Source organism: Chamaesiphon polymorphus CCALA 037 (assembly GCF_003003845.1).
GTDB classification, from domain to species: Bacteria; Cyanobacteriota; Cyanobacteriia; order Cyanobacteriales; family Chamaesiphonaceae; genus Chamaesiphon; species Chamaesiphon polymorphus.
In genome coordinates this window covers 1-23,877 of sequence record NZ_PVWO01000031.1, presented here as the reverse complement: position 1 = coordinate 23,877, position 23,877 = coordinate 1, and the positions used below count along the sequence as shown (strand labels likewise).

Annotated in this window: 22 protein-coding genes and 4 pseudogenes; 6 read left to right on the top strand and 20 right to left on the bottom strand. The window is 44.2% G+C overall.

Annotated elements, in window-relative coordinates:
- The 5 genes from C7B77_RS04380 to C7B77_RS04360 form a co-directional block, all read right to left on the bottom strand.
- Positions 1-1,286: UPF0182 family protein (locus tag C7B77_RS04380; RefSeq protein WP_245894048.1), on the bottom strand; the 1,286-nt coding region annotated here is incomplete at its 3' end.
- A 122-nt stretch (positions 1,287-1,408) separates the two neighbouring features.
- Positions 1,409-2,122 carry a glutathione S-transferase family protein gene (locus C7B77_RS04375; RefSeq protein ID WP_245894047.1) on the bottom strand — a complete coding sequence of 238 codons (714 nt, stop codon included), beginning with the start codon at positions 2,120-2,122 and terminating at the stop codon, positions 1,409-1,411.
- Between the two features lie 125 nt (positions 2,123-2,247).
- Positions 2,248-3,111: a CPBP family intramembrane glutamic endopeptidase gene (locus C7B77_RS04370; RefSeq protein WP_106300685.1), complete on the bottom strand. Its 864-nt coding sequence runs from the start codon at positions 3,109-3,111 to the stop codon at positions 2,248-2,250.
- Between the two features lie 205 nt (positions 3,112-3,316).
- Positions 3,317-3,520, bottom strand: coding sequence for a DUF6887 family protein (locus C7B77_RS04365; protein WP_146138180.1), 204 nt, complete (start codon positions 3,518-3,520; stop codon positions 3,317-3,319).
- On the bottom strand, positions 3,507-3,698 hold the full coding sequence (locus C7B77_RS04360) for a DUF6888 family protein (protein ID WP_106300681.1): 192 nt from the start codon (positions 3,696-3,698) through the stop codon (positions 3,507-3,509). Before C7B77_RS04360 ends, C7B77_RS04365 begins: the two co-directional genes overlap by 14 nt.
- A gap of 214 nt (positions 3,699-3,912) precedes the next feature.
- Here C7B77_RS04360 and C7B77_RS04355 point away from each other — a divergent pair, with 214 nt between their 5' ends.
- The gene (locus C7B77_RS04355; RefSeq protein ID WP_106300687.1) at positions 3,913-4,128 is read left to right on the top strand and encodes a type II toxin-antitoxin system HicB family antitoxin; all 216 of its coding nucleotides are present in this window, start codon (positions 3,913-3,915) and stop codon (positions 4,126-4,128) included.
- A 383-nt stretch (positions 4,129-4,511) separates the two neighbouring features.
- Here the strand turns inward: C7B77_RS04355 and C7B77_RS04350 are convergent, their stop codons facing one another.
- From C7B77_RS04350 to C7B77_RS04335, 4 genes and pseudogenes are all read right to left on the bottom strand, one after another.
- The gene (locus C7B77_RS04350; protein ID WP_106300679.1) at positions 4,512-4,754 is read right to left on the bottom strand and encodes a hypothetical protein; all 243 of its coding nucleotides are present in this window, start codon (positions 4,752-4,754) and stop codon (positions 4,512-4,514) included.
- 329 nt (positions 4,755-5,083) lie between these two features.
- Positions 5,084-5,419, bottom strand: a pseudogene (locus tag C7B77_RS04345) (element excision factor XisI family protein).
- Between the two features lie 2 nt (positions 5,420-5,421).
- On the bottom strand, positions 5,422-5,631 hold the full coding sequence (locus C7B77_RS04340) for a hypothetical protein (RefSeq protein WP_106300677.1): 210 nt from the start codon (positions 5,629-5,631) through the stop codon (positions 5,422-5,424).
- A gap of 4 nt (positions 5,632-5,635) precedes the next feature.
- Positions 5,636-6,001, bottom strand: a complete 366-nt coding sequence (locus tag C7B77_RS04335) for a GIY-YIG nuclease family protein (RefSeq protein ID WP_106300675.1) — start codon at positions 5,999-6,001, stop codon at positions 5,636-5,638.
- A gap of 140 nt (positions 6,002-6,141) precedes the next feature.
- Here C7B77_RS04335 and C7B77_RS04330 point away from each other — a divergent pair.
- Positions 6,142-7,809, top strand: a pseudogene (locus C7B77_RS04330) (TIGR03960 family B12-binding radical SAM protein); the annotation flags it as partial.
- A gap of 289 nt (positions 7,810-8,098) precedes the next feature.
- Here the strand turns inward: C7B77_RS04330 and C7B77_RS04325 are convergent.
- A pseudogene (locus C7B77_RS04325) lies at positions 8,099-9,603 on the bottom strand (NarK family nitrate/nitrite MFS transporter).
- 348 nt (positions 9,604-9,951) lie between these two features.
- On the bottom strand, positions 9,952-10,347 hold the full coding sequence (locus C7B77_RS04320; protein ID WP_106300673.1) for a hypothetical protein: 396 nt from the start codon (positions 10,345-10,347) through the stop codon (positions 9,952-9,954).
- 509 nt (positions 10,348-10,856) lie between these two features.
- Between C7B77_RS04320 and C7B77_RS04315 the strand changes: the two genes are divergently transcribed.
- A complete protein-coding gene (locus tag C7B77_RS04315; RefSeq protein ID WP_245894045.1) occupies positions 10,857-12,275 on the top strand; it encodes an MFS transporter in 1,419 nt (472 codons plus the stop codon).
- A 120-nt stretch (positions 12,276-12,395) separates the two neighbouring features.
- Here the strand turns inward: C7B77_RS04315 and C7B77_RS31330 are convergent, their stop codons facing one another.
- The 3 genes from C7B77_RS31330 to C7B77_RS04300 all read right to left on the bottom strand — a co-directional run bounded on the left by C7B77_RS31330 (position 12,396) and on the right by C7B77_RS04300 (position 15,584).
- Entirely contained in the window at positions 12,396-13,769 is a 1,374-nt protein-coding gene (locus tag C7B77_RS31330) for a serine/threonine-protein kinase (RefSeq protein WP_106300669.1), read from the bottom strand.
- 177 nt (positions 13,770-13,946) lie between these two features.
- The gene (locus C7B77_RS04305) at positions 13,947-14,816 is read right to left on the bottom strand and encodes a hypothetical protein (RefSeq protein WP_106300667.1); all 870 of its coding nucleotides are present in this window, start codon (positions 14,814-14,816) and stop codon (positions 13,947-13,949) included.
- 132 nt (positions 14,817-14,948) lie between these two features.
- A complete protein-coding gene (locus C7B77_RS04300; protein WP_106300665.1) occupies positions 14,949-15,584 on the bottom strand; it encodes a phosphoribosylanthranilate isomerase in 636 nt (211 codons plus the stop codon).
- Between the two features lie 130 nt (positions 15,585-15,714).
- On the opposite strand from C7B77_RS04300, the gene C7B77_RS04295 reads away from it, so the two are divergent.
- The gene (locus C7B77_RS04295) at positions 15,715-16,005 is read left to right on the top strand and encodes a photosystem I reaction center subunit PsaK (protein WP_106300663.1); all 291 of its coding nucleotides are present in this window, start codon (positions 15,715-15,717) and stop codon (positions 16,003-16,005) included.
- 137 nt (positions 16,006-16,142) lie between these two features.
- A complete protein-coding gene (locus tag C7B77_RS04290) occupies positions 16,143-16,382 on the top strand; it encodes a photosystem I reaction center subunit PsaK (protein ID WP_106300661.1) in 240 nt (79 codons plus the stop codon).
- A gap of 95 nt (positions 16,383-16,477) precedes the next feature.
- On the opposite strand, the gene C7B77_RS04285 is transcribed toward C7B77_RS04290, so the two are convergent.
- The 4 genes and pseudogenes from C7B77_RS04285 to C7B77_RS04270 form a co-directional block, all read right to left on the bottom strand.
- Entirely contained in the window at positions 16,478-17,392 is a 915-nt protein-coding gene (locus tag C7B77_RS04285) for a bifunctional riboflavin kinase/FAD synthetase (RefSeq protein WP_106300659.1), read from the bottom strand.
- A 200-nt stretch (positions 17,393-17,592) separates the two neighbouring features.
- Entirely contained in the window at positions 17,593-17,883 is a 291-nt protein-coding gene (locus C7B77_RS04280) for a hypothetical protein (protein WP_106300657.1), read from the bottom strand.
- 76 nt (positions 17,884-17,959) lie between these two features.
- The gene (folP, locus tag C7B77_RS04275) at positions 17,960-18,811 is read right to left on the bottom strand and encodes a dihydropteroate synthase (protein ID WP_106300655.1); all 852 of its coding nucleotides are present in this window, start codon (positions 18,809-18,811) and stop codon (positions 17,960-17,962) included.
- A gap of 203 nt (positions 18,812-19,014) precedes the next feature.
- Positions 19,015-20,078: pseudogene (locus C7B77_RS04270) on the bottom strand (IS630 family transposase).
- Here C7B77_RS04270 and C7B77_RS04265 point away from each other — a divergent pair.
- Positions 20,069-20,356 (top strand): immunity protein TriTu family protein, encoded by a 288-nt coding sequence (locus C7B77_RS04265; protein ID WP_146138179.1) that lies wholly within the window; start codon positions 20,069-20,071, stop codon positions 20,354-20,356. The pseudogene C7B77_RS04270 and the gene C7B77_RS04265 overlap by 10 nt on opposite strands.
- Before the next feature lie 23 nt (positions 20,357-20,379).
- On the opposite strand, the gene C7B77_RS04260 is transcribed toward C7B77_RS04265, so the two are convergent.
- Positions 20,380-23,040, bottom strand: coding sequence for a replicative DNA helicase (locus tag C7B77_RS04260; RefSeq protein WP_106300651.1), 2,661 nt, complete (start codon positions 23,038-23,040; stop codon positions 20,380-20,382).
- 193 nt (positions 23,041-23,233) lie between these two features.
- The gene (rplI, locus tag C7B77_RS04255; protein WP_106300649.1) at positions 23,234-23,692 is read right to left on the bottom strand and encodes a 50S ribosomal protein L9; all 459 of its coding nucleotides are present in this window, start codon (positions 23,690-23,692) and stop codon (positions 23,234-23,236) included.
- Between the last annotated feature and the right edge of the window lie 185 nt (positions 23,693-23,877).

Here is a 23,877-nt window from a genome sequence, read left to right as displayed (position 1 = left end):
AACTTATTTACCGCGATCTTATCTAGCCCAAAAGCTTGACGTGTCAACGCGATCGTGCGTTTAATGTATGGTGATTCGCGTGCTAGTTCGTTCGGTTGGACGACCAAAGTTTGGACGATCGCGGGTAGGATCGTGGTAGTGCCGATCTCGATTGTTAGATACAAGATCGCCGCCCACCGTAACAATCGATTTGGCACTTGGCGCGAAATATAAATCGATCGCCAGAGTAAATATCCCCCGATCGCTAGTGATAAGATACTCAATGCTGTCTGGGCTGGTAGCAAGACACTTATATCGGTATAACTCGCCCCAAACGACACACCGCGCGGGGAATACAACAACTCATAGCAGCTCAATAAATAGTTAAAGCTGACAACTAGCATCACGCCACCACCCAATCCATACAGATGGCGTTGTTGAGCGCGCGAAAAGCCGGGAAACTTCCCCTGACTGAGACTATCGCCAGATAATAAATACGTCAACAGGACGGCAATAAAACCATATAAGCACATCCCCATCAACCAAAATTCCACCAGTTCCGCCACTGGCAAACCGAAGATATAGAAGCTAATATCGCGATCGAACATCGGATCTGTGTGCCCGAAAGCCGTAGCCTGAAACAAAGGTAACACCCGCATCCATTGTTGCGAAACCACCCAAGCGATCGCTAAACTCAAGATCGGCGCGATCGATCGTAGCAACCAGCGCGGATAGACAAGGATCGCGATCGTCAATAACCCCGCGCCTAGTGCCATCTTTCCAGAAGAGATCGACTGCTTGACAATCTGCCAGATCGCTTCGAGCCGAAATAACCGAGGTGCAGGCGGTGTAATATCGGGCAAATTGGGATCTACCTGCCATTGACTCGCGCTCACTTGCCAATAATGAGTCAAAATTATCCCGACGAGCAGACTTAAAATTATGGATATAGGCAGCAGCCAGCGCAAGTTCAAAGCACCCGAACTACGCCGAGATTGTGAATCGATCTCTTGTCGATTTCGATCGGCTTGCAAGCGATCTAGCTGTGAGTCAGGTAGAGAATATTTCAGCCTCTGAGCTACCGCTAAATTGCCCAGTAAATAAACTACCGTCAGGCTAAAAATGCCAATCCCCAACAATCCTTGCGTTGTCAGCCGCAGCAAGTACATCGGCAAATAGCCAACTTCCTCAAACCACAACATCTCCGCACAGATCCGCGCGATGAGTTCGATCGCCAGCCATAATAAGATTGGCGCGATCGAGAATAATAAATAGTGTCGTTTGAGCCTAGCTAGTTGTAGCAGCAATTTTAATTTATATTAATAGACATATCGATCTTTACTTAGATAATAGCAAGTAAATAATATCTATTTAATTCGCGACAATAGATATTATTTACTCTAGTCCAAGTATTCCGTTTAGGCGGACATTACGCAACAGTAGCAGGTGGATAATAGCGATCGCGAACTCGATCGCGATATGCCACGATATTATTTAATTGTTGCGCCCGAGCTTTTAATGGCGAATCGAATGGAGATCCCAAAATATTTGCCAATATCCCATAAGCAGAAGCATCTAGCGAAGTTGGTTCGTTACCCAAGAAAAACGGCTTGTCGCTCAGAAAGTCAGACAGTGCGTGCAGATCCGCAATCCCGATCGCATAAATTTCTTCGCTAGTATGTTTGCCCATACCATGACATTCGAGCTTCTTCCGAGTGTCCTTTTGCGCCAGATTGGGCACGATCGATTTAATTATCGGCGGTAAATCTTTAAAAAATACCTCCTTGGTGATTTCCCAATTCGCAGGTTCGATCCAGCGGTTGTGTACCATTACCCAATAGAGATTTTCTTCAATCAGACGACGCATCGCTAGGGAAATCGCTCGCTCCGATGGGGTAAGATGTGCATCTAATCGATCGCCATAAGTCTGCTTGAGATAATCGATAATGAAATTAGAATCGCCGATCGTTCGATCTCCATCGACGATATAAGGCATCTTGCCTTTGGGTGCTTTACCCATCTCGATCCCGTAGATTGACTCAAACGGGAGTTCTACCATTCGCAAGTACGTTTCCAACTTGAGGCAAAAGCTGCTGGCATTGGGTAGCCCAAAAGCAGGAGCAAATTGGTAAAGCTTAATCATAATGACGATTTGAGAATTTGTTCGCGTTGCATCGACAGTGCCGAATTCATCGATTATAGAACAAAACAACTATAGAAGTGGGTAAATATGGATACCAGACTTCTGGGACTTGACTTTTTGTATTTTTAGGTATTAGATCGATCGACTGTCTTCGATGTACTCGACATTAAAATAGCTAAAGCCCCTAGGAAAATCAATCCCAGCAACCCTGAGATCGGATTGCCATTTATCCCAGTAATCCAGTCCGAAACTCGACCGGAATATTTAACCATATTCCCGACATTGACAATATAATAAGCCCACACCATCCCGGCATGAAGACCGATCGAAATACCTAATAAATTGCGATGATGTCGTTTGGCAATAATTACGACAGTACCGAGCAAAAATAATCCTGGAAACTGCGGTAAAGAGGCTATTAGAACTGGAATCGGTTTGAGAAAATGTAAGAGCGCAAATAAACCAGCGTCGATAATTAAAGCAATTTTAGGAGCATAATCTCGCTCCAATTCATCCAACATCCAGCCCCGAAAAAATAACTCTTCTGCCAAACCAACACCCAATGCAGTTGCCGAACCTTCTAATGCTAATTGCCAGATCGATAATCGCGGGGATTGCCATGTCAACCAACCGAGCAACCCTTGAGTAATAAATAATGCAAAAGCAAAACCAGCCCCGATCGCCAATCCTTTGAGTAATAATAATCCATTCTGGCGCGTAAAGATCAATCCATAACGGGCGTATAAATTCGGATGCTCGTAAACTTTGCGTCCCCACCAGGGTAATAATGCGATAAACTCGATCGCGAGCAATCCCATCGTCAAAATCGAGAGCAAATTCTTGGTACCCGGATCTTCTAGATTTTGGGTGCTACCCATCACTAAATATATGAGTGCCAATCCAGGCAACCATAATAAAGCCAGCAACAGAATAAAGCAAAACATGCGCCCTGGTGCTGGGTAATTTTTAATCTGACTGAGATTTCGCATGATGTAGATCCAGAACCCAAAATATTTAACATTCACTATTAAATTAGACGACGATAAAATTTAAATTTTGAGTCTATTTTCAATAGGTAGACCGAAAATATCTAGAGATGTCGAGTGTGTTCAATTATCAATGGTTCGCTTCGCCGTCGAGATTAAAATAAAATAAGCGGAAATCGATCGATATTCGAGATCGATTTCCGCTTATTTATGCACGACTTTTGCTGATGCTTTGCATAAAGGCTTTTTCCTTTGCGATTAAGCCTTCTTCAGTTTCAGGATAGGAATGAGATTTAGCCTTCATTTCAACTCTTTTAATTAGCTCTTCAAAAACTGCATCATTTTCTCGATGGGCTAAAGCATAATCCTTTAACTCGCGATCGGTCATATTGCTAAAATCAGACTGCATCATCTATAAACCTCCATTGACCATTCTCAGGAATAACAACCTGGATACTTTCCGTCATGCCAGCTAGGATATATATTCTTCTAGCGTTTTGGCTGTACCGAAATAAATAGATCGGCTGGTATCCATTAGATAACATTTTGCAGACTCTCAGACAAGCCTGTGCTTGCTCATCAGTAGGCATCGATATTTCTCAATTATAGCTAACAGGGATATCCTCCGCTAATTTCGTCACTAGCCGTTGGCGTAGCCTCTCTGAAAAAGAATCGAGTCCCCAAATCCTATCCCCAATCTCGATCGAATCCACAATCCACAATCCCAAATCAAGCGACAATAGCTATAGATGACAGGTGGGTTTATGTACGATACGGTAAAATGGTAGTTAAATGAATCCAACGATGAATCGTAAATATACAATGGTCATTCAATGGTCGGAGGAAGATAACCTTTATCTAGTTCATCTCCCTGAATTTCCTTGGCAAAAATTTGTTACTCACGGTCGTACTTATCAAGAAGCCGCTCAAAATGGACAGGAAGCTCTTGATGGTTTGATTGAAGTTATGCAAGACAATAACCAACCATTACCAGAGCCTAAATCATTTTCGTTTGTTTAGTATCGATCGCAAAGTGTCCCGTAGGTAATCGAGTCTTCAATTCCCAACCCTTATCGAATCTACAATCCACAATTCGGATCGATCGAACATATCTAGAGATGACGGGCGGGTTCGATCGAAATCAACCTGTATAATTCGATATCCCTAGCATAAACCTGCCCCTACAAACCCTAGAATAAGTTCGATCTAATATCACAGAAAAACGATAGATCATCATCAATCTGTAGGGGCTGGTTTATTCAATTTAATCTCGTTGGCGTAGCCTCTCGTAAGAGAATCGAACCAAAAACTTACGCCAAACCCATCATCCCCACTAGTAAATCGAGATTACTGAACTCAGACCGTAGCCTGTGGTAGATATATTCTATCGATTTAAAGACAAACTAATATTTAATTTTCCCTCCATTTTTTATCGCTTCTAATTGTATTTTAAATAGATTTGAATCAATTCTATATAAAGCCTTTGACATTCCCATTTCCCATACAACCATCTGTTGCAATGTCAAGAAAATTGCGACTGCCAAACCTACTGCTACATACTTGATGTCGCCTTTTCTAATCAGTATATACATAGCAAGGAAAAATGGAATTGATGGCAAGAGGAATACAATATAATCAAAACTCATAAACGATTTACAGAATATTTACATAAACCATGGTAACTATACCATTCGTAGAGAGAATTCAACCATATGGGTTAAACCTCATAGACAAATACTTAATGATAAATATATTTAGTAAAGTAATCTCGAAACTCATTGCCATCAACTAATTACAATCAATCGAACCCCATCCAATCCCACATCACCAGATCCGCGCTACGATAGATAATCGCCCAAACAAACAGAACTAGAGGCAAGATCGTGGCAGTTGAAGTAGATAGTCTCATTACTCCTGAAATCCTCAAACCCGCTCGTTCCCTCGGTAACAAAATAGGCTCATTATATAGACAGGTTTACCCTACTCCAAAACCTGTTAATTGGCGCATTTTTGGAGTATGAAACCCAACGACAATATCCTGCTTGGGTACTCCCATCTCTACTAAGTCGCTAGCTAGATCGAATTCGGTTGTATTTTGTTAAATCCAGATTTTCTCATTCTGGATATCTAGATGAATTGTTGTGCCGTATATTCTTTTTTGTTGATTCCAACCGATCGCTAGTAATTGATATCGATCGTGCTCTCGATCGAAAATCTGTTCGATCTCTACTTGTCCATAGCTGGGTTTGTACTGAGAATATTTAGTTAATATCTCGGTAACTATCGATCGATACAACTCTAATTTATCCATTCTCAATCCTGACCCCGATTTGGTTTACAATCTACAAATCCGATCGATTCACTATCCAAATATCCAGCTAAAGCCATCTCTACTACTGCTTCAACTGGAAAGTTAATTTCAGCAGCACGTTCGATAAATGCCGCTCTAATTCGTTCTGGCAAATTTGCTAGGATAGTTTGAGCCGCAGCAGGTGTAAGTTGTTCTAAAGTCTTCGATTGCATAGGTTTAACGCTCCATTGGAATCTTAACGTTATAAGGCGGTTCGGTAGCTCTGAGCAGGATTGCCTCTAATTCCAATAATAACCCTGGTTTTCCCCATCGATCGAGTCTTTCAATGGCAATCCTCACATCACTGGGGGCGTAAAGATCGAGCCATGCCCAGGTAAATGCCTTGTGTCCCCCGTTGAACCTGGTACTCAGATCGTTTGTCTTTCCCAAATATAAAAGTCCATCCGTTCGATGCCGAATGGCATAAATACCAGGAGCACGGGGCAACTTATTAAAGGCTCTATCGATCTCTAGGCATAGATCGAAATTTGTGAATACTAATCGATCCAGTATTTCTCTCGCCTGTTGCTGGGAATCGGTCATTAGTTGGGGTGGGCGGACAAAGTAATATCCATTTTACAGACAATCGATCGAGCCGCTCCATGTCTCTGGCTTGTTGGTTAGACGCTATCATAGAGATCCGAAATGTCCCCATTCGATCCCATAGCATAGGAGCCAATATTGTGGCAGTTGCAGTAGATAGTCTCATTACTCCTGAAATTCTCAAACCAGCGCGTTACCTCGGTAACGAACTCGGAGCGGTGCATAAACCGTGGGAGAGTGCGACGGTTCGCTGGGCACTGACATATCCAGAGATCTACGAAGTTGGGGCGAGCAATCTGGGGCATATTATTCTCTACAGTATTATCAACGCCCAGCCACGCCAATTGTGCGATCGAGCATATCTTCCCGCAGCAGATTTAGCCCAGAAATTACGCGATACGCAGACACCATTATTTGGGGTGGAGTCGCAGAAGTCCCTCGCTGAATTTGATATCCTCGGTTTTAGTCTCAGCTATGAATTGGGCGCGACGAATATCTTAGAAATGTTGACTCTGGCGGGAATTCCCCTGACGTGGCGCGAACGTGAGGCGGGTAATTATCCACTAATTTTTGCAGGTGGACAAACGGCGACATCCAATCCCGAACCTTATGCGGATTTCTTTGACTTTATCGCCTTGGGAGATGGGGAAGAATTATTACCCGAAATTGGGTTAGTCGTTGAAGATGGCAAAAATGCAGGGCTGAGTCGGCGCGATTTGTTATTGGATCTGGCTCAGGTTCCGGGCGTATATGTGCCCCAGTTTTACGACTCGTATCCCGATGGGAGTGTGAAGCCAAATCATCCCGACGTACCCGAACGCATCCTCCGACGGGTAGCTACCCCGATTCCAGCATACTCGATCGGGTTAGTTCCTTACGTCGAAACCGTACACGATCGACTAACTATCGAAATTCGCCGTGGCTGTACCCGTGGCTGTCGCTTTTGCCAGCCCGGAATGTTGACTCGCCCCGCACGGGATGTAGAGCCAGAAGCGGTAATTAATGCGATCGAATCTGGAATGCGATCGACGGGTTATGATGAATTCTCACTCCTCTCCCTCAGTTGCTCCGATTATCTTGCCCTTCCCGCAGTCGGCTTAGAAATCAAGAATCGGCTCAAGGATGAAAATATCTCGCTCACGCTCCCCAGTCAGCGGGTAGACAGATTCGATGAAAATATTGCCAATATTATCGGCGGTACGCGACAAGGTGGTTTAACTTTCGCACCCGAAGCGGGTACTCAACGCCTGCGGGATATTATTAACAAAGGTTTGACAAATGAAGAATTGCTGCGCGGCGTGAAGACAGGCTTCGAGCAGGGTTGGGATAAGATCAAACTCTACTTTATGATCGGTTTACCTGGTGAAACCGATGTCGATGTCGTTGGGATTGCCGAAACCGTGCGCTGGCTCAAACGAGAATGTTGGGCGAAGGGCAAACGGTTCCTGAACTTTAATATCACCATTTCCAATTTCACCCCCAAACCCCACACCCCTTTTCAATGGCATTCGGTTTCGACTACCGAATTCGCCCGCAAACAACGGTTACTCAAAGAAGAATTTCGAGATCTGCGCGGCGTTAAGGTCAACTATACCGACATGCGGATCTCAGCAATGGAAGATTTCGTCGGACGCGGAGATCGATCCCTCGCCCCCGTCATCCGTCGTGCCTGGGAACTCGGCGCGGGCATGGATGCCTGGTGGGAAAGTCTGGAAAAAGCCTACGGTGCCTGGGCGCAAGCGATCGACGAAGCTGGTTTAGACTGGAAATACCGCCGCGTCGAAAATGGCGAATGGAATGTATTTGAGGATTTACCCCCCGGTTTAGATCTTACTCCCTCCCCTTTACAAGGGGAGGGCTGGGGTGGGGTAAAAGGACTACGACAGGTTTCATCTTTCAGGGAAGATCTGTAGGTTGGGTTGAGCATAGCTCAACCCAACATCCACACAATCGTTGGCGAAGCCTACCGGAGGTAATCTGTGAGTGTGTTGGGTTTCGAGGCTCAACCCAACCTACGATTCTTGGATTCTCTTTCAGGAGAGTTAGAAAGAATTTTGTAGAGTTTGCAAGTGCTACCCGATTCTTTCCCAACATCCTCTAAGGGCGATACTGTCGATCGGCGTTAGATGTAACTAGAATTGGGGCTTCTTCATGTTCTCCATCATGAGAACCTGTCGGCTCCTTCAAGAAGAAGGCATTGAGAAAAGCCACCATCAGTGCCACTACACCCAACATTTGGAAGAAGATTCGATCGCTTTCAACACCTTGGGGCAACAGACTGTAAACCGTCAGATATACCACTGCCCCCAAATTCCCGTAAGCCCCAACATTTCCCGCAATCTGCCCAGTCACGCGACTTTTCACCAACGGGACGATCCCAAAAGTTGCGCCCTCTGCTGCCATGACAAAGAAGGATGCCAGCATTGTCACGGCAACCACGATCGCCAAAGGTACACCCTGACCCAAACTAGCAAAGATTAAATAGCCAGCTCCAGTACCTACCAGCGTAAATACCATCGTCCACTTGCGGCTGCCCACCTTGTCCGAGATCCAACCACCACCGGGACGAGCCGGAATATTCATAAAGGCATAGGTACTGCTACAGCCCCCGCGACCCCTGCCGCCAAACCGTAACCACGCTCAAAGAACGACGGTAACATCGATACCACCGCCAATTCCGAACCGAAGCAAGCAACATACGCTAAATTCAAGTTCGCCACCTGAGAGAACCGATATCGATCGGTTGCCTCATAGACTTTTCTACCTGTCATCAGTGGCTGGTTGGCTTTGTAAGCGTTGTATGCCTGGAATAAATACAGTCCAACTAGCAACACACAAATGATTCCAAAAGTCGCATCGTTAAGTAACTTCACCTTGGTCAACCGCCATGCAATCAAGCCCAGAGCGGCTACTAGCGGCACGTTCATCGCTAGCATAAACCAAAAATCGCGTTTGCTGGTGACTTCCATTCCCGCACTACTGGGCGGACGCTGATAGACCTTTCCAGGTGGCGTATCCGAAACATTGAAGAAATAGACAACTCCATACATGGCTGTAACGATTCCGGTCAGCGCGATTGCCAGTCTCCAGTTAAGTTGACCGCCGACCATAAATGCTGTCGCCGCAGCAATTGTAGGCAGTGTAAAAGCCGCACCAGAAGAACCGAAGTTGCCCCAGCCGCCATAGATCCCTTCAGCTAGACCGATTTCTTTGGAGTTGAACCACTCCGCCACCATCCGAATCCCGATTACAAAGCCACAGCCGACGATACTCAGAGCCAATCGGCTGTATACCAACTGGGTGAAGTTCTGCGCCGTTGCAAAAGCCAGACAGGGCAAAGCCGCATAAATCAGCAAGCATGAGTAAGTAATGCGCGGCCCAAACCGATCCAAAACCATCCCGACAATAATCCGTGCCGGAATTGTCAGGGCAACATTGCAAATTGCTAAAGTTCGCATTTGTGCTTCTGATAAACCCATTTCTGTTTTTACCAGTGTTGCAAATGGGGCAAAATTGAACCAAACAACAAATGTCAGAAAAAAGGCAAACCAAGTGAAGTGTAAAATCCGATATCGCCCACTAAACGACCAAATACCAGCCATTAATTCAATTTCTCCTAAGATTTTAAAATGCTGCAAATTCAACCTTTGTTTCACACAAAAGTCAATTAAAGCCGATCTTTTCCTATCTAATTCGATCCGAATATTTCGACGATCTCGACCCATAATTTATTTAAAATTTTGGGCAACCACACAAATCAAGATTACGGGCATTCTTTTCGCCATTTTGTCCCTAAAGCTACAAAATTTGCCACCTCATCCATTAGTTGCATCTGCTTTATGCAATTAATAAATGAAATGGCTTGCTTTTTTTACAATAGTACTTTTAAAAATATTTCTGTTTGTTAAGATACCAAATCAATTTCTAGTGATGCCACTTTTCTCGATCGATTATGCGTGTGGGTTTTCCCAAATCCGTTCTAACTGCGCGACTAGTTGAGTGTGTTTAGCTGCACGGCGATCGTAACGGACGATCGCCAGTATTAGTGCGCTTGGCAAGCCTAAATAGATGATGCCGAGCAACAAATCTGATGCCTGTGCTAATTGCTCGGTAGTAACTACTGCTGGGGTGGAGCTATTTTTATGGATAGTCACTCGCTCTGTACTTTTGACGCTCGATGACTCATCGACATTACACATCAAGCCCTGGGGATCGCGGACACAGGTGAGATGCTCTACTTGGGCGTTTTGACTTGATGGGGTAGCGGGCTGTGCGACGGCAGAAGTGATGATTCCTCCAGATAGCATCATGCCAACTAAAATTGGCGTTAAGTGCTTAATGTTCATAGCTTGGAACTTTATAACGAAAATTCTGTATTTAATACTACTATTTTATCGTCAATATTCGAGTTTTCCTAAAAATTACAGAAAATTATCGGTCTTTGGTTAATTCGTTGGCACTTGTCCAGTAAATAAGCATCGATCGAGACTAAATATTTTCCACAGTTGGCGGGTTGATGCGATATTCTCTGTTCGATCGCAACTACGGCGGTAATCCTGAGTTGCCATTAAATTTAGCATGTAAGTATTGCATTGTTTTAATGCGATCGATTCAGAATTAGAGATCGATTGTTACGGCTGATACCATTTGCCCAACTCGATCGAATCTATAAGTTAACTTAGTGTCGATTGATTGTTGAAATTGGTAATCCTAGATCGAAGATCGCAGTCAATAGATCGGTCTGACTCAATCGAAAAAAGACCCGATCGCGGTTGACTGGCGATCGGTTAGTTATTTTTAGAGATATTTTAGAATGCTGCGAGGGTTGTTGTCATTTCGCGATCGGTATCGAATCTTGAACTATGCTTGGGTTGCTTTTTTCCTAACATTTGTGGTGTGGTTTAACTACGCCCCATTTGTGACAGTAATTCGGGAAGAGTTACATCTGACGATCGCCCAATCGCGAACGATTAGTTTGTGTAACCTAGCATTGACGATTCCCGCGCGGATTATCATTGGCACGATCCTCGACAGATTGGGGCCGCGTGTGACATTTTCGGCAATCTTAATTTATGCAGCTTTGCCCTGCTGGGCGTTTGCTGGCGCGCAAAACTTTAGTCAGCTCGTTCTCAGCCGCCTAGCGATGGGTATTGTCGGCGCGGGCTTTGTCGTTGGGGTGCGGCTAGTTGGCGACTGGTTCGAGTCAGATGACATTGGACTAGCACAGGGGATTTATGGGGGGTGGGGCAACTTTGGCTCGTTTGCCTCACAAGCATTTTTGCCAATAGTCGCACTAGCGAATGCTGGCTTTGAGAATTGGCGATTGGCGATCGCCTTATCTGGGTTGATATCGCTGGGATTTGGGGTGTTGTTTTATCTAAATGTCCAAAACACGCCACCAGGGAAAAGATATCAGCGTTCCGATCGTGGGGGGATGGAAGTAACTTCACGCGCTAGTTTTTGGGTATTAACATTGACGAATCTACCGCTATTTTTGGTACTAGGCTCGATCGCGTGGCGATTACAGTTAGTAAACTTCCTGACACCCCATACTATGTATCAAATTTGGCTATTTTTAGTGGGATTATTTTTTCTACAAACTTATCATACATTTGAAATCAATCGGGAAGTTATTTTAGGTCAAACAATCTATCCAGCCAAAGATCGTTATCAGATCGGCCAATTATTTATCCTCGAACTAGCCTATGCTGTCAGTTTTGGCTCGGAATTAGCAGTAGTTTCGATGTTGCCAGAGTACTTTGAAGAGACATTTAATCTCGGTCGTCAAATCGCGAGCTTGGTAGCCGCAACTTATCCGCTAATGAACTTAGTAGCACGTCCGGCAGGTGGTTTAATATCTGACAAGAGCGGTAGCCGAAAATGGGCACTGACATTGACGATCGGTGGTGTTGGACTAAGCTATTTGATGATGAGTAAAATTAACCCTAGTATGGGTTTACCCTGGGCGATTTTGCTGACGATGTTTTGTGCTTTTTTTGTGTTTGCAGGTGCAGGGGCAACCTTCGGGATCGCGCCGCTAATCGAACGGCGGGTGACGGGACAGATTGCTGGCAATATTAGTGCTTACGGCAGTGTGGGATCGGTACTATATGCGATGACTTACAGCTTATTGCCACAAACTGTGGCTGGAAATAATGCTTTTTTCCAAATCATCGGGGTAACGGGGATGGTTGTTGCGTGCTTGTGCGCCTTGCTGTTGAAGGAGCCAAAAGTCGCCAAGGGAGATGCCGAAAGTGTCACGATCTCTCGATAAGCTGGATCTCAATCTACATGAGTTCGACGTTAGAGGGGGGAACAGATGGTTAATTATAAGCCATGCAGGAGAGGGCTTTCAGCCTTAGCGTACTATTTTGTCATAATTCTGCATTTCCTCCTAGCCGTTCGTACTCGAATCCAACAAAGTCACTGTAAGCTCACCAGAATGGTGAATCTGACTTGGTGCATATGGTAGTAATGTCGATCGATTTGGCGAATTAAATGATGGACGGAACTTGGAACTAAGACTCGCAACCAGCCAGCCCAAGGCGATCGCCCCGACCACCGCAGCAATAAACATCCACGTTTTACCGACGATCGTCAGTAGCGATGAGTTCTTCGCTCCAGGATTGGAACCGCTCGATTGTTCTGCTTTGGTGGCCGTCACAACTGTGGGCGGAATCGGCGTGGCAACTTGTGTTTTTTTGGTACCAGTAACGACTGTCGGTGGGATTTGAGGATTGCTGCCTGCTGGAGGCTGTAAGGGCTGTGGAGGTGGTGGTAATGGTGGGATTGGTGAAAGTGGTAATTCTGGATATTGCAAGGCTGTGAGAACATCCTGAGCCGATGCAAAGCGATCGTTAGGACGTAATTGAACCATTCGATCGAGAACAGATGCTAATTTGGGACTGAGGCTGATATACTCGCGCCAGTTCCAGGTGAAATTTTGCGGATCGATCAGATCTGATGGTTCTTTGCCTGTCAATAACACCAATGTCGTCGCCGCGAGTGCGTATAAGTCGCTGTGAGGCGAAACGACTCCGCGCTGGATTTGCTCGTTAGGAGCGTAGCCGACTTTTCCCAAGCGGGTGGGGACGTAGCTATTATTATTTTCGACGTGGTTAGCACCAGACATGTATTGCGTCGCCACGGTGACGGCAACTTGCTTGACTCCGCCAAAATCGATCAATACTGGCAATCCATCGCTGTCTCGTTTAATCAAATTATCGGGAGAAATATCGCGATGAATTACACCGAGTGAGTGAATATAACCGATCACAGGCAAAATCTGTGTCAGAAAATCGGTCATTTCGGCTTCGGTAAAGGTTGTCCCCTGTTTGCGCTTTTGGCGGAGGAGTTGTTGATAATTATTACCAGCAACATAATCTTGAACTAAAAATAACTGTCCTACACCGCCGCGATTTTCGCGAAACATTTCTCGAAACATCGGGATTTGAGGATGCTGGAGTCGATACATCACCCCGCCTTCGCGCTCGAACAATTCCTGCGCTTTGGTAAGAAAAGCCGTGCCCTGTACTTGAGGTGCAAATTCTTTGAGAACGCACAGTTCGTTAAATCGATTGATGTCTTCACACTGGTAGGTACGCCCAAAACCACCCTGCCCGATTTCTTTGGTAATCCGATAGCGATTGCCCAGAACGATCCCGGCTGTCATGGCAGTATTGACAGGGGTAACGATCTGAGTACCGCACGATTGACAAAATCGGTTGGTGTCAGGGTTGTCGTGTCCGTTAGGGCAAAGTATGGTCATTGCTGAGAAAAAACATCTCTCACTAGGATACCCTCTGAATCGATCGATAATTAACTAGCTTATCAACAATTATATCTAGACTGGGAGTTACGAGTGGATGGGTGGATGAGTAGATGGTTGGATGGGTGATGGAAAGCAAGCGTCCACTATCCCTAAAACCTAAAACCTAAAGCCTAATTAGGCTCCGATGTCTGCAAATAATCTTTCCACCTGTGGTACTAATTCACCAGTCAAATATGTTTGTGTTTGCTGTTGAATTTGGTCGAGCGATCGCGCGATCGATTCATTGACAATATCTAGCAAGCGATCGCAAGAAATTGCATACTTTAATTGAGTAGGTTTATCGCTATCTTTACTGCGATCGAATAGCCCTGTCGGTCGCACGCATACTTCACTATACAGTAATTCCTGTTTGGAATTAAATCTCGCACCCATGCTGACAAAATAAAATCGATCGACAGCTTTTAAGCTCAATCCCTGTGTTTGGATAAAGCTATTTACATATTCAGTACTAATAATTTTCCGAGACTTCGCTAGCGGTTGAATCCGATCGCTAATATCTTGCTGCAAAGCGACAATACTCCGATCTACAGTATCGAGCGTGGCTTTTTGTTTAGTTATTAATTGCTCTTTAATTTCAGTTTCGATGTGTGCTAGTGATGATTCGATAAAGACCTCAGCATCTTTTTTAAAATCAAATTCTAAAATACCCGTAGAACTAAATTCTAGCTTCGATTTAAACCAATGAACTGGATGCCGAGGAGGAAATCCGCGTTCGTCTTCCATATTTTCGATATGAGAAGTCATCACCCGCTGTAAAAAAGGCATTCGTTCTTGCTCTCGATCTAACAAAAATTGTCTAAACGACTTATTCACACGTTCTTGAATTTCTCGAATATCATTTTGCAAATTTTTATTAAAATCGGCGGCCAATCGATCGATACTAGCTAGACTTTCAGCTCGTAAATTATCGAGATCGACTGATGATATTTGTTGGCGCAGGCTTTGTTCTGAAGTACCTGCATCGATTGTTTTATTACTGTCCATTCGATCTCCTTTTAACTCCTAAAATCTCGATCTGTGACTAAAACCAATGCAGATTGTGATGATGTAGTGGTTACGTCTCGACGTAGTGGCTGCACCGGATCGCTCGTCACTACAAATGCTCGAGTATTTATTTTAGCCTAATCTACTCTGCAAATTGGCAAATAATCGATCGACTAAATCTAAATTTTTCCTACCGGGAGAGACTTCTACCCCGCTAGATAGATCGATCCCATCGGGGTGCAGTTGGCTCAATGCCGTATCGATATTATCGGGAGTCAACCCGCCAGCTAACAGCCATGGAATCGGTGGTGCAAAATCTGACAACTGTTGCCAATCCAATGTTTGTCCCGTTCCGCCGAGCGCGTCGGGATGGTAAGCATCTAGCAGCAACCCATCGACGACTCGAGCGTAAGTTTGGATGAGTTCGAGATCGCTATTGCTGCGAATGCGCCATGCTTTGATAATTTCCGTCTCTGGTAAAGCTTGGCGCAATTCTTGGCAAAATTCGATCGACTCGGTACCATGTAGTTGAACTGTAGCTAGATTTGTCAGTGCTACAACGTGAGCGATCGTCGCAACCGAAAAATCGGCAAACACGCCAACCGTATTCGCCGCACTATTTAGCGGGGACACAATCGCTGCCAATTGAGTCAAGTTCAGATATCGGGGGGAACTCGGAACGCAAATAAACCCCAAATCTGTCGCACCCATCTGTGCGATCGCGATTCCTTGGTCGATCGTGGTGATTCCACAAATTTTAATCCGCATTAGCTCTCCAAATATCAAGAAATGTGTCAATTTGCGCCAACATTTGCTAAAAATCAGAACAAATTGCTAGTTTAAAATACCGATTAGTCGATCTTTACTGTCTTGGTTTTCAGATTAGGAGTGCCACTTTTTGTTAAATAACTTAATCATTGCGGCAATTCCTCATACCGAACCTTGGGGATTTAATACTGCAATTCTAATGGTTGCAGCTAACTTATTCGCCATCGTCATTGCTGAGTGGAGATTCAGTCTCACTGCTCGACCTGGGACAATCGATCCTGCTAATAATCCTAGTTTAACTGCTGGCAAAGCCGATCTGTTTGCAAATTTTAATTTATCCAAATTAATTGTGGCAATGAGTTTCGGACATATTCTGGGGGTTGGATTAGTACTTGGGTTAACTAATTTAGGGATAATTTAACCGCGATCGACTTCATTGAAGCTTAGATACTCAACATTATTGGTACACTAATTACTAGTTTGTTACTAAAATTTATCATTTAATGTAGATACAATACTTTAAACTGTTAGATAGATATCTAATTCTAGGAGTAAATCATGTTAAATGCTACGTTATTGCTTGCTGCTATCGGCCCCAGAAGCCAAGAGTGGTCGCCCACAGTCGCGATCGTCATGAGCGTTTGTACCGTACTCGGTATCCTAGCAGCAGGCGTCGCTAAAAAAGCTGGCCCCATGGTGGGAAGCTTCTCTGCGGCACAAATAATCGGTGGTGCTGCGTTCGGACAAGCGATCGGCGTCGGTGCTACTCTAGGCTTAACTCGCTTGGGCATCATTTAACTCGATTTGCTCGGCCAATATCCCCCGACTACTCTACATGTATGGTCGAGGGATATTTTTGTGCAGATATTTGTCCACATACAGCAGCCCAATTTTTACATTTGAAAAAACTTTCTCGCCGCGTCGCAATCGGCTTGAATTTGCTTGGTAAGTGCTGCCAGATCGGGAAATTTTTGCTCCGAACGTAAGAAGTGATGCAAATAAACTGTCAGTTGCTGTCCGTAGAGATTGCCGTCCCAGTCGAGGAGATGCACTTCTACGGTAGTATTGACGCCGTTTACCGTCGGACGTTTACCGATATTCATTACGCCAGGTAATTGGGTAGCTGTGGCGGTATCTACCCGCACGCAATAAACACCCTGACGCGGGAGAAATTTTTCTGGAGGATATTTAAGATTAGCAGTTGGAAAGCCGATCGATCGACCGATTTCTTGACCGTTGATGACCGTGCCGACGATCGAGTAATATCGGCCTAATAGCTGTTGAGTCAGTTCCAAATCCGCCGCTAATAACGCCGCACGAATCCGCGAACTACTGATCCGACTATCGCCATCTGTTTCTAATGGTGCAATTCGCGTACAGATGCCGATATCTGCTGTCAGTTTTACCAAATCTGTCGCCGCACCCGCACGTTGATTGCCAAAACGAAAATCTTCACCCACACTGACAAATTTAGCTTGCAACCTGTCGTTTAAGATCTGCTGGACAAATTCCTGTGGAGATAATTTTACCAATTCGCGATCGAATGATAATAAAACTAATTGTTGCACGCCCAAACTTTCTAAAATGATGGCGCGTTCTGGATGCGGTGTGAGTAATTGCCGTTGTTGTCCGGTAAAATATTGCTGCGGATGCGGATCGAAAGTCACTACGGTTTTGTAGACACCCGCATCTTTGGCTTCTAAAACAGGTTTAATCACCTCTAGATGACCCCGATGAATGCCGTCAAAGTTACCTAGAGCAATTGCTGTGGGAGTCAATATCTTATCGAGAGATGATGTAATCTGCACTGTTATTTATTACTATTTGGCGATCTATCGTAAGATAATTTGTGCTAGTTAAAACTGAACTTTCTGTTACTTAAAACCGATAATCGATCGATAGTAAGATTAGATGAATGGAGAGCCATCTTTGGCGTTCGCGTTGGCGCAGCCTGCCGTAGGTACAGCGTCTCGGAGAGAAGAGAAGTCTACCGGAGGTAATCGAGAGTTTAGTTTCCTAAACCCGTAATATGCTGCAAAATAATGTTGATTTTCCCTTCAAGACTATCGATTTTCCCTTCAAGTCTAGCGATATCTGTCTTCATTACAGCAATATCCGATCTGATGCCATCAGATTTATCTTGAAGTTCGTCAAGCTCATCATATACTTGTCCAAAAGCCTCATCGATACTCTTGGCTGGCATCTGAGTCGCTTCTAAACGTTGAATTCGCCAATCCATTTCGCGAACTCTCTGCCTGAGATCTCGATCTGGTCGGTTTGATTCGGGTGAATTGGTCATAACAATCGATCTTTTAAATCTTTATCTATTTTCTCATTATTTTCTGCCAAGTGCTTGCACCGATTGCTACTCGATCCTAATGTCTAAACATGATATCTGCAACCCGACTGACATCGACCATTTCCGCCACATCGTGAACGCGCAGGATATCTGCACCCCTAGCAATTGCCGCACAGCAGGCGGCTGAGGTGCCCCACAAGCGTTGAGATGGGTCGGGTTGGTCTAAAATCTTACCGATGAAGCTTTTGCGCGATACACCGACTAATAGCGGCAGATCCAGGCAATCGAAACGATCCAAGTGACGAATGATTTCGATACTCTGCTGATATTGTTTGGCAAATCCAATCCCCGGATCGAGAATGATTTTAGCTCGATCGATCCCAGACTTCACAGCTCGATCGATTTGCGTCTCAAAGAAGGCTAAAATCTCGCCGACGACATCCTCATAATCGGTCAACTGTTGCATCGTCGCAGGCGTTCCGCGCATGTGCATCATCACATAGGGTACAACCAGTTGTGCGACTGTCTCAAACATGCGATCGTCAAATTGACCGCCAGAGACATCATTAATAATATCCGCACCAGCCGCAATTGTCGATCGAGCGACGTTGGCTTTGGTAGTATCGATCGAAATGGGAATACTCTGAAGATCGGGATGTTGGCGAATCCTCTCGATTACCGGAATTACCCGCGCCAATTCGGTTACTTCATCCACAGGTGTCGCACCTGGTTTGGCAGACTCGCCACCGATATCGATGATATCCACACCCGAGCTTACCATCTGGACTGCTTGCGCGATCGCGGCATCCACCGTCGCAAATCGTCCCCCATCGCTAAAGCTATCGGGAGTCACATTCAACACTCCCATGATATATGTACGACTACCCCACTCAAAATTTTTACCGCGAATAGTTAATAATTTGCTCACTGCTCGATCTTCACCTTACATTTTAGATTTAAGTATAATTCGGCTGTATAAAAGTACTTTTCTTACTACTTAGAATGAACGATAGCCCTCTCAAAGCACTAATCTCAGAGCGTGGATTCGACCGCTTCCACCGTGGTGTAGAGTCCCATTTTGCTATTCACGGGCTTAAATATACTTTAAATTACGGCAATCCTAATAAGAAGCTAGGCGCAATTAAATGTAAAACGATCGAGTGAATATTCGCCTGCGACACTTCGAGATTCCATCCCCGCCATCACAGCCTTAGCTAAATCATATTCATTGTCAAACATCTGTCCAGAGATTTCATGGCTTTTAAGTTGGTGCCACTGAGTTTCAATGGGATTCATTTCCGAACAATAGGGTGGTAAGAAAAAAATTAATAAGCCTTTTTCTTGCCATCGTGCCCAATGCTGACGGACAAGATGACTTTTATGTAAACGGCCATTATCTTGAACTACAACTGTTAAACGTCCAGTTTCTGCCAGTGTTTGGGACGCTTTGAGCGCTACCCAATCCATGACTTTAATGTAGCTGTTGCCATTGAAGCCACCTTGAGCCAGAGCATATTCAAACGATTTCCCTGGTTCCCACAAACCCAGAATGCTAATCCGATTTCCATATCGCCGAGCGGTTTGTTCCATCCGTTTCTGCTCTCCGACTGGAGAATAGCTATAGCTGACTGGACTCGACTAGACAAAAACCTGCCTCATCTAGATACTTCAATTCAATCAGCCCCTCTTGCTGTGCCATTTTCAGTGTGTCTAAATCTGCTTGCTTTCTAGCTTTGAGGCTTAAATTTTGTTTTTTCCGGTGACTAGTGCGGGTGCGTTTCCAGCGATAATTTTTTTTTAAGCAATCGCCGTAAACGGTCACTACTGAGATCGATATTCCGCTCTTGCTTGAGCTTCTTGACTAACTGAGTGCTGTTGTACGTTCGGGTTTCTTGTGCTAATAATTCCTTCACGTATTGGAGATCTTCGGCTTGACACCTTGGTTTTGCGCCTCGACCTGGAGCTTCCCACAACCCTCCGAGTCCTTGTTCTTCCCACCTTCTGATGGTCTTTCTGACCGTATGTTGATGACACTCAAACATTGCTGAAATTGCTGGTGTATTCCAACCTTGAGCGTTCAATCTCAAGATGTGTGCCCTGTCACGGGTTCGCTGCGGTACTGTTTGCGCCAGACGTAACTCTCTAAGCGTCAGGTCTTCTTCTGGAGTCAAAATAATTCTTAGAGGTGCTGGCATCAGAGACTTTTTTGCGACTTATCTATCTTACATTTAATTCAGCCCACCTACTTAATAACTCTGCAATGGTTCTAGATTTTGATAGTACAAAACATATTGGCAGAGTAAGTGTTTGGGTATCTGGAGAATGCGATATGGAAATTTTAGATGTGTCCACTGGCAAAACAGTTTTTTACGAACATCATCAATTTACGAATGAAGACGATTTTCATAGTAAGTATCTAAAATTAGTTTTATTTATGAGAGATGCACTGGATTGGCCGCTTGTCAGTGATTAAAATTAAAGGATTCCGTTGCTTAATTAATTCATCGGTCTAGCCAAATTCTTGAATTTAGTTAAACCTGGATCGAAAACTAGTTTCACTACACCTGTTGGGCCATTTCGATGTTTGGTAATAATTAGTTCTGTTATGTCTCGATCGGGTGTATCTGGATTATAATAAGCATCGCGATAAAGCATGATAATTAAATCAGCGTCTTGTTCGATCGAATTATGCGCGATGATATTATTAGCAACAAAATTGTGAAATTGTGGCACAGTCAGATCGTAAACATCTGATTCTCCATCGGGAGTAATAGAAACTATCTTATCCCAATAAATATCGCTGTTTGCTAGATTTTCAATTTCGAGCGACTTAGTAATAATCGCTATCTTTGCTGCTCGTTCTCGGCTGAGATTTGTTTTGTATAAACTAGTTCCACAATAATTGTTACCTAATTGTGCCTGAAACTCTCTGGTCGTAATGCCAGCCACTTGCATTGCTGGGACAGCATACATCCTCCAGAAATCATGTGGAATGACATCCCGATTAGTAATTGCCGATCTATTCTTTAAATAGTCATCAATTTGAGATAGCGAGTTTTGTTTGTAATTGCCAACTGCACCAATTAAGTTAATAAATCTTATCATATCATCTTTGCCACTGACAGATACATGATATTGGTCTCTTCCTTTTTCTATCTGAGGAACTACACGTAAAGTTGCATTGATTTCTAATCTTAGTAGTAAAGATTGAACGTTAGCTGCTAATTTATTGCTACTCGATGAATAGTAGATAGCAGGATAGATCTTAGTCTTAGATGTCTCTGTCGTACTTCGATCGCTTCTGATATATATACAACCATCTGTGCTCCATAAATGACGTAAAAATAGACATATAGCAGCTTGAGGCTGAGAAAAGATTGCATCTGGCACAAATTTTTCATGAGAACGTAGACCAAACACTTTCAAATTATCTAACCATTCGGTAATCGGATTTTTTACGTTGTGTGTTAGTTTAAATCCTGCGGTGAGATATACTTGATACCAATCGCGCTCTTGCTGAATCCTCGGAATAATTCGATCTCCAAATATTTCTGTTGCGAGGTCTGCTACTATGTGTGCTAAATCTGCTTCTCTGGTGGTGTATTGAATGCTATGTCGGGGTAAAGTACAGCCATCACCAATAAGATGGCCTAGTAATGCAATTTCTGCATTACTCATCGATTGCTTGCGATTGGGAGTAGGATCTTTTCGAGGTACTGCTAATCTGTCATCAACGGCTAATTCATCTAATCTCTTCCAGCCACGAATTGTCAAGAATTTATGATTTGCAGTTGCTTTAATCGTTCTACCTGACTGTGTTTGCAATTTCCAAACTGGTTTGACACCTGTGGCAAAAGCATTGCTGACAATCGCTCTTTGAAGCTGCATATTCTCTTCATCTAGTGCCCAGACTGCAAAATTCGCTCGATCGACTAAATCTCGAATCGGAATCTGAATACCTGTATCAGCCATCGTAATTAGAGTATCACCAGTTAAGCACCCAGATTCTCTCAAATCTGACATCATTGGACGCTTATTATTTCTAGCTTCAACACTACGACTTAATTGCGATAAGGCAATTAATGGAACTTGTAATTCCCGTGCCAATCCTTTCAAACTTCTAGTAATTTTTGAGATTTCTTGAACGCGATTATCGCCGCCGCCTTCCATCAATTGGAGATAATCGATCATAATCAATCCTAATTTGCCACCATTCTCGGCTTGCAACTTCCGAGCCTGAGAACGCATTTCCATCACCATCATACTGGCATTATCATCGATGAAAATTGGTAACTCGGAAATGCGATCGACTGCTTTATATACCGAGTCCCATTCATTCGGACTAATTCGTCCCGCACGCAATCGATTACTATCTACCCCAGCTTCACTAGCAATCAATCTTTGGACTAATTGATCCTTCGACATTTCTAAACTAAATACTAATACTGGCTGTTGATGAAGTTTTGCCATATTGTAAGCAATATTCAAACTTATCGCTGTTTTTCCCATTGACGGCCTACCTGCAATAATGATGAGATCCGATCGCTGAAAACCGCCAGTCATTCCGTCGAGATCGCTAAAATCGCTGGTCAATCCTGGTGGAATTAATTGGTCGTGACGATCTTGAATTTCTTGATAAGTAGTGGCGACAATTTCTTTGATCGGTGTTAACCCTTGTTTCGGTCTAGCTTGGGTTAAATTGAGAATTTGTTGCTCCGATTCATCGAGAACTATTTCTAATGGTCGATCGGACGCAAAACCAAGCTGAGTAACTTCTGTGCCAGCTTTAATCAACTCGCGACGGATATATTTATCCATCACTAATACGGCTAGCGAATCGATATTTACCGCACTTACCGTTCGCTCTAGTAATTGGATTAGCTTGGCTTGTCCACCAATTTTTTCGAGCATTTTTTGGTCGATCAGCCAATCGGTAACAGTCAATAAATCCGTTGGTTTACCTTGACTATTAAGAGCTAAACATGCTTTGTAAATATCCGTATGAGTGGGGATATAAAAGGCTTCGGGAATGAGTTTTTCGGCGACTCGTCCGATCGCTTCTGGATCGAGTAAAATCCCTCCAAGAATGGCCTCTTCAACTTCAATATTCTGGGGAGGAATTAGGCTTGTCGATCGAAAGTTGGGAGTATCAGACATTGAGGATTTGTAGGGGCGGGTTTATACGACTGGCTCGAACGAAGCCAAAGAGCCGATCTAAACCCGCCCATCTGACTAGCAACGGGTAGATCTCGATCGTCCTTACTAGCACTATTGTACCAAAAAAGACATTCGTAGATATAAAAATAGGCTGCGGGTGCAGCCTGAGTCGATCGGTAATATAAAGCTAAAATTACTTGGAGACGACTTCGATTTCGATGGTGACGACGACTTCGGGGTGAAGCTTGAGTTCGGCTCTATAGGTGCCGATTTTAGCCACATCGGGGAGGGTGATGTCGCGTTTGTCAACTTCTTGGGTAGTGACGGATTTAATAACGTCAGCAACTTCAGCCGTGGTAACAGTACCAAAGATGGCATCGTTTTCACCAACTTGCTTGGCGATGGAGAATTTACCAGCTTTTTCGATCGCGGCTTTTTGAGTCAAGGCTACTTCTTTGAGTGCCAATAAGCGCAACCGCTCGATTTCGCGACGCTTTTCGGCTTGCTTGAGGATGCCTGGAGTGACGTTGGTAGCAATCTTTTGAGGAAGAAGGTAGTTCCGAGCATAACCGGGTGCTACTTCTACTAGATCGCCATTTTTGCCCAATTTACGGACATCTTGGGTTAATACTAACTGTACGCGCTTTGCCATATTGATTTCTATCTAAGCTTTCTGAGCTATATTTGAGATGGTGCCACAAACCTACGATTTTATCACACAAGATCGAACTCTGTCAGTAGGTTTTAGGGTAGTGGATAGTGAATAGTGGATAGCGATTTGCGCTCGTCGGGAAACCCGACGGATTAGCGCGTCAAGACAAGACAGCAAATCAAGAC

Bases quoted from the DNA above. Each gene is read 5' to 3' on its own strand.
- C7B77_RS04375 (WP_245894047.1), bottom strand. From the start codon at position 2,122: ATGATTAAGCTTTACCAATTTGCTCCTGCTTTTGGGCTACCCAATGCC.
- C7B77_RS04370 (WP_106300685.1), bottom strand. From the start codon at position 3,111: ATGCGAAATCTCAGTCAGATTAAAAATTACCCAGCACCAGGGCGCATG.
- C7B77_RS04365 (WP_146138180.1), bottom strand. From the start codon at position 3,520: ATGATGCAGTCTGATTTTAGCAATATGACCGATCGCGAGTTAAAGGAT.
- C7B77_RS04360 (WP_106300681.1), bottom strand. From the start codon at position 3,698: ATGCCTACTGATGAGCAAGCACAGGCTTGTCTGAGAGTCTGCAAAATG.
- C7B77_RS04355 (WP_106300687.1), top strand. From the start codon at position 3,913: ATGAATCGTAAATATACAATGGTCATTCAATGGTCGGAGGAAGATAAC.
- C7B77_RS04350 (WP_106300679.1), bottom strand. From the start codon at position 4,754: ATGAGTTTTGATTATATTGTATTCCTCTTGCCATCAATTCCATTTTTC.
- C7B77_RS04340 (WP_106300677.1), bottom strand. From the start codon at position 5,631: ATGCAATCGAAGACTTTAGAACAACTTACACCTGCTGCGGCTCAAACT.
- C7B77_RS04335 (WP_106300675.1), bottom strand. From the start codon at position 6,001: ATGACCGATTCCCAGCAACAGGCGAGAGAAATACTGGATCGATTAGTA.
- C7B77_RS04320 (WP_106300673.1), bottom strand. From the start codon at position 10,347: ATGAACATTAAGCACTTAACGCCAATTTTAGTTGGCATGATGCTATCT.
- C7B77_RS31330 (WP_106300669.1), bottom strand. From the start codon at position 13,769: ATGACCATACTTTGCCCTAACGGACACGACAACCCTGACACCAACCGA.
- C7B77_RS04305 (WP_106300667.1), bottom strand. From the start codon at position 14,816: ATGGACAGTAATAAAACAATCGATGCAGGTACTTCAGAACAAAGCCTG.
- C7B77_RS04300 (WP_106300665.1), bottom strand. From the start codon at position 15,584: ATGCGGATTAAAATTTGTGGAATCACCACGATCGACCAAGGAATCGCG.
- C7B77_RS04290 (WP_106300661.1), top strand. From the start codon at position 16,143: ATGTTAAATGCTACGTTATTGCTTGCTGCTATCGGCCCCAGAAGCCAA.
- C7B77_RS04280 (WP_106300657.1), bottom strand. From the start codon at position 17,883: ATGACCAATTCACCCGAATCAAACCGACCAGATCGAGATCTCAGGCAG.
- C7B77_RS04260 (WP_106300651.1), bottom strand. From the start codon at position 23,040: ATGTCTGATACTCCCAACTTTCGATCGACAAGCCTAATTCCTCCCCAG.
- rplI (WP_106300649.1), bottom strand. From the start codon at position 23,692: ATGGCAAAGCGCGTACAGTTAGTATTAACCCAAGATGTCCGTAAATTG.